At 57.7% G+C, this 5,293-nt stretch carries 6 protein-coding genes and 1 pseudogene; 6 read left to right on the forward strand and 1 reads right to left on the reverse strand.

Going from position 1 to position 5,293, the window contains the following annotated elements; translation table 11 throughout:
* Positions 1–209: pseudogene (locus WA354_RS01635) on the reverse strand (hypothetical protein); the annotation flags it as partial.
* A 257-nt stretch (positions 210–466) separates the two neighbouring features.
* Here WA354_RS01635 and WA354_RS01640 point away from each other — a divergent pair.
* The 6 genes from WA354_RS01640 to WA354_RS01665 all read left to right on the forward strand — a co-directional run.
* The gene (locus WA354_RS01640; protein WP_472811266.1) at positions 467–766 is read left to right on the forward strand and encodes a hypothetical protein; all 300 of its coding nucleotides are present in this window, start codon (positions 467–469) and stop codon (positions 764–766) included.
* Between the two features lie 119 nt (positions 767–885).
* On the forward strand, positions 886–1,749 hold the full coding sequence (locus WA354_RS01645) for a ferritin-like domain-containing protein (protein WP_472811267.1): 864 nt from the start codon (positions 886–888) through the stop codon (positions 1,747–1,749).
* A 207-nt stretch (positions 1,750–1,956) separates the two neighbouring features.
* The gene (gene bufB / locus WA354_RS01650) at positions 1,957–2,868 is read left to right on the forward strand and encodes an MNIO family bufferin maturase (RefSeq protein WP_472811268.1); all 912 of its coding nucleotides are present in this window, start codon (positions 1,957–1,959) and stop codon (positions 2,866–2,868) included.
* Positions 2,865–3,773 carry an HvfC/BufC family peptide modification chaperone gene (locus WA354_RS01655; protein WP_472811269.1) on the forward strand — a complete coding sequence of 303 codons (909 nt, stop codon included), beginning with the start codon at positions 2,865–2,867 and terminating at the stop codon, positions 3,771–3,773. The genes bufB and WA354_RS01655 overlap by 4 nt, the downstream gene beginning before the upstream one ends.
* 202 nt (positions 3,774–3,975) lie before the next feature.
* On the forward strand, positions 3,976–4,479 hold the full coding sequence (locus tag WA354_RS01660; protein ID WP_472811270.1) for a DoxX family protein: 504 nt from the start codon (positions 3,976–3,978) through the stop codon (positions 4,477–4,479).
* A 50-nt stretch (positions 4,480–4,529) separates the two neighbouring features.
* Positions 4,530–5,293 (forward strand): glycosyltransferase (locus tag WA354_RS01665; RefSeq protein ID WP_472811271.1); only part of this gene is annotated, 764 nt, incomplete at its 3' end.

Genomic DNA, 5,293 nt, shown 5'->3' on the forward strand with positions numbered 1-5,293 from the left:
ATCGCCACCCGAATTCCGCTGACAGTCAATACCGCCGTGCACAGGCTCTGCAGGAGGGCAAGCATGGCGCTCGTCCAGCCAATGGTGCGCATTTGCTTAATGCTGATCCAAAAGCCGCGGGGCTCTACATCGACCCCGGCTGGTCCCTCATTCTGCTTCTGGGTTTGCAATGGAACGCCCCCATCCTTCGGGAAAGAATCCGGCTGCATCCAGCCCGCCAACCTCAGGTTAAATCAGCACATGCGTCCGGCCAATCCAAATACCCCGCTGGCCCGTTCATAGGACAAAGGGACCGGTGCAAAGAATTTCATTTTCAGCTTGCCCCCTTTCCTTGTAACCTTTCGCGCATGCCTGCACTCCTAGAGTGCGTGCCACAGTTCGTGCGACATCTGCGCTCCCGGAAGATGTCGTGTAGTGACAACCAACGGCGGCTTCCCCGCCTCAACCCCAGAGAGGTCTATCTCACATGAAAAACCAATTCAGTGCAATGCTGCTCACCGCTGCTTTAACTGGTCTGATGGGTGGAACTGTCGCGGCTCATGCGGCGACCCCGGGTACAAACGGAAAGAACCCCACGGTCACGGCCGCCAAGGCTGGTCTCCGCTACACCGGACAGGACAAGCCTGCAAAACACTCCTGTAAAGGCAAGAACGACTGCAAGGGCCAGGGTGGCTGCAAGTCCAGCGACAACGGCTGCAAAGGCAAGAACAGCTGCAAGGGCAAGGGCGGCTGTGCAACCGATGGCTCCAAGCCGCATCTCGCCTAAACACTTCTCCATCGCCGATGCGGCGGAGAGGCCGGAGCATTTCTGCCGCATCGTATCAAGCGATTCCTTGGTAGGCACTGGGCTTTGCGCGAAACCCAACCTGGCGAAGGAGAACTAACGTGAGTATTTCTGAAAACAAAAATGAACGGCCAGTTGAATCGCGCTCCCCGGGACTTTCGAGGCGTTCTTTCTTTGAGCATGCATCTCTGGCGGGTACGGCGACCGCATTGGGGCTTTTCTCGCTTGCCGGTACGGTTAGCGCATTTGCAGATCAACCAAATCCCGGCCATGATCCAGTCAAGGACGCGACCGCAACCAGCAGCGACGTCGATATTCTTTCAGCCGCGGCCATTGCCGAGGCTCTCGCAGTGGCAACTTACACCGGCATCGTAAGCGACTCCGGATGGTTCACCCGGATCCCCGATGACGACCAGGGCTACTTCTATGCAGCAAGGCAGGAAGAGATGTCGCACTACCTGCTGGCCTCATCGGCAACGGGGAAGGCTTCTCCCTTCACAACCTTCTACTATCCGAAAAACATGTTCTCAAGCGCACAGGTCACGCTCAACACGCTCGTCAGCCTTGAAGATGCCTTCATCGCTGCCTATCTTGTCGGAGTGCGCTACTTCAGCACTGCCGACCTGCGCGTGACGGCCGCTCGCATCATGGGCATTGAAAGCGATCATCGCACTCTCGCTCGTACGGTTGCCGGTGATGTTGTTTCGCAGGATGGTGGACCAATTGCCAAGATCACCGGGCTGCAGGGAGTCCCGGAGAACGTGCACCCACCGAACAACAACGGATATGAGAGAACGCTGTGCCTGACCAATATCAGCCAGGCAGTGACCGCGCTGCTTCCTTTCGTCGATAAGGCACATGCACACGCCGCCGGATTTGACACCTCCCGGCCCCGCACCTTTGAACCGTTCACCCCTCATTTGTCCACGCCTCTCGGTGAGTTCATCTCATTCACCGGTTGCTGAAGAGGCAAAGGCAAAAAATTGTACAAATCGAGGGCAGCAACACTTTTCCAAACGGTGCGCTGCCCTCCTTTTGAACTTTCCACTTGAATCGCTTGAATGTTGTAGGATTCGAACACCCGCGGATGAACATCAAATTGAATACGAGGTCGGGTCAATTTGGAGTGAAAGCCGGATCCCCGCTTCAGTTGGCTCCCTTGACCCATATCTATGCCCGGTAATCGCTTCAATGCGTTTCAGAACCACGGCGTCGGAATAGGTCTGCGCATTCCGCACTACCAGCACATTTTTTCGCGCAAGCCGGTGGTCGACTGGTTCGAAATCATCTCCGAGAATTTCATGATCGACGGCGGCCGCCCGCTGGCCATGCTCGATCAGATTCTCGAGCGCTATCGTGTCGTTCAGCATGGCGTCTCGATGTACTTCGGATCCGTGACCGAACCCGATCCTGAGCACTTGAAGCGTCTGAAGACATTAGTCCGCCGCACGGGCACTCCCTGGCTGAGCGATCATCTGTGCTGGGGCTCCGTCGATGGAACCTACTCGCACGACTTGCTTCCGCTCCCCTACACATGGGAGGCCGTCGCTCGCACCGCCGATCGCGTCCGCATGGTGCAGGACTACCTGGAAATCCCCGTCGCCGTCGAAAACGTCAGCTCCTATGCTGCGTTTACCGCTTCGCAGATGACCGAGTGGGAGTTCCTGAATGAAGTGGTTGAGCGTGCCAACTGCGGCATTCTTCTCGATGTCAACAACATCTATGTTTCATCGGTGAATCACGAATTCGATCCCATGGAGTATGTGAACGCCGTAGCCGCCGATCGCGTCGCGCAGATTCACATTGCCGGCCACTCGCGCTACGAGAAATACATCCTCGACACCCACGATCATCCGGTCATCGATCCTGTGTGGGACCTCTATGCCCGCGCCATTGAACGCTGCGGCCCCACACCAACGCTGCTCGAGTGGGACGATCACATTCCCAGCTTCGACGAAGTCCACGCAGAAGCTTTAAAAGCTAACCGGTACCTGCAACAGTCTTCGGACCCACACGAAGCAGTGGAGTCCCCAGAGTCTGCTTCTGAGACCTGGGAAGGGAAGCTTCTGGAGCCTGCGCAATGAATTCCGAATCCATGAGCCTCGCCCAGCTGCAACGCGAAATGTCCCGCGCGGTCATGATGCCCCTGACGGCCGACGAGAACATGCGCCGCGAATCACCCGACGGTCGGCCAATGGAACAAATCGCCGCCTCCTTCATTGCGCCCAACAGCAGGCTCTCACCCTTCGAACGCCTCGAGATTTATAACCGGCAATACTGGTTCCGCGTGCTCGGCGCGCTCGCCGAAGATTTCCCCGCGCTGCGTTCCGTCATTGGAGCACGCGCGTTCGAAGCCATGTCGGTTGCGTACCTCAACGAGCATCCCAGCCGCTCCTTCTCCCTGCGGAATCTCGGATCGCATCTGGCCGAATGGCTGGCTAAAAATCCGCACTTCGCGGGCCGTCGCGGTCGCCTCGCACAGGATGTGGCGCGCATGGAATGGGCATTTGTCGAGGCCTTTGACTCGGCCGAACGCGACCCGCTCACCCTGAAGCAGATATCAACGCTCGACGGAGACTCACACCTCTCCCTGCAGCCGCACCTGCGACTGATCGCACTCGATTTCCCCGTGGACGACCTTGTGCTCAGCTTGCACAAGCACGAAAAGCGTCAGACAAGTGAAGCTGGTGTTCAGCATGAGGAGGAAGAGCAGGCGCCTTCGAAGCTTCCTGCGTTACGGCGCAAACCAACGTGGCTTGCCGCTCATCGCGTCGACCTGTCTGTTTACTACCTTCGTTTGAAACGCGAGGAATTCGAGACCCTGTTTGCGATTCGCCAGGGCATGCGCCTCGCCCAGGCGATTGAGATAGGGATCACGAGTTCGCGCGTGCCCAGCGCAAAGCGGCCCCAACTTGTCCGGCAGTGGTTCACCAACTGGTCCGAACTCGGCTGGATCTGCGCTCCGGATCTCGATCAGCTTCATTCTTAAAACACCACTGCTATGGATTTCCTGTAACGCAAATACCGCGAACATTGTCTCAGAGATGAAATGACAATCGATCCGCAGGGCACATTCCTCTCGTCTGGATGAAGAAGGTCCCGCCGGCAGATCTGTATCAGGCATGACTTTCAGTCGTGCCGTAAGACGATCAAAGGAACGCGTTGGGCTTCGGCCCCTGAAGGATGCACGTATGAGCGACATTCTCACCTCCGCGCACAAGGTCTACGAGGTCTTCGCCGCGATGATGACCCGTTTGCAAAGCCTTCTCCTCCTCGCGATTCGCCTCTACTGGGGCTGGCAGTTCATGCAGGACGGCTGGGGCAAACTGACGCATCTCGACAAGGTCGCCGGCTTTTTCACCAGCCTCAATCTGCCCGCTCCGCACATGACAGCGTTAATCGTCGCGCTGATTGAATTCTGCGGCGGTTTCCTGTTCACGTTCGGCATCGCATCGCGTCTCACCTCGCTGGTGCTCTTCGTTAACATGACGATGGCCTACCTCAGCGTCCCGGACGACCGCGTCAACTTCTCCCACATCTTCTCCAAGCCCGAAGATTTTTACGGAGCCGGCCCCTACACCTACTGGTTCGCCGCGCTCCTCATCCTCATCCTCGGCCCCGGGAAAATCGCTGTCGATACGCTTTTACGTCGAGTGTTCACAAACGAGAGTGAGGCCGCACACACGGTTTCCTGATCACCCTGCGCTATCATCTCTTGACCAGTTCACTGCGGATTCAAGGGACCATGCGCATCGCCTACATGCTAACCTCGCTCGGCAGAGGCGGCGCCGAACGCCAGGTCATCGCTCTGGCTGAACGCATGGCCGCCCGCGGGCACGGTGTTGTTCTCATCGTGCTCAAGCCGCACGAAGCGCATGAATGGCAGTGCACGATTGAAGTGGTCAGGCTTGACATGAGCAAGTCACTCGTTGGTTTCACTTCAGGACTCGCGACCGCTCATCGCTTTCTGCGCAGCTTTCGTCCTGACCTCGTTCACAGCCACACGTTTCCGGCGAATATGGCCGCGAGAGTGCTCCACGTGCTCGGCTCTGCTCCGGCCGTGCTTTCCACGATCCATAACGTCTACGAGGGCGGATGGCGGCGTTCTGCACTCTACGGTCTCACTGATGGCCTCGCGATCCATACCACGGCGGTTAGCGAGGCTGTGGCGAATCGATTCACGCAGATTGGTGCGGTGCCGCAACGCAAATGCTCCGTCATCACCAATGGAATCGATCTCAGCGAATTCACACCTATTCCAGATCGACGCATAGCCGTGCGCGGCGAATTGAATGCAGGCGACAACTTCATATGGTTAGCTGCAGGCCGCGCGGTTCCCGCGAAGGACTATCCGAATCTGCTGCGGGCCCTTGCCCGAGTGCGATCCGCATCGGCTCAAACGCAACTCTGGATAGCTGGCGAGGCAAGTGCCTGGGAAGAAGAACATATGCAAGACCTCGCGGAGAGCACTGGGATCATTGACTCCATTCAATGGCTCGGCCTGCGCGA

It is taken from the genome of Occallatibacter sp. (assembly GCF_049802275.1).
In the GTDB taxonomy this organism is placed as follows: domain Bacteria; phylum Acidobacteriota; class Terriglobia; order Terriglobales; family Acidobacteriaceae; genus Telmatobacter.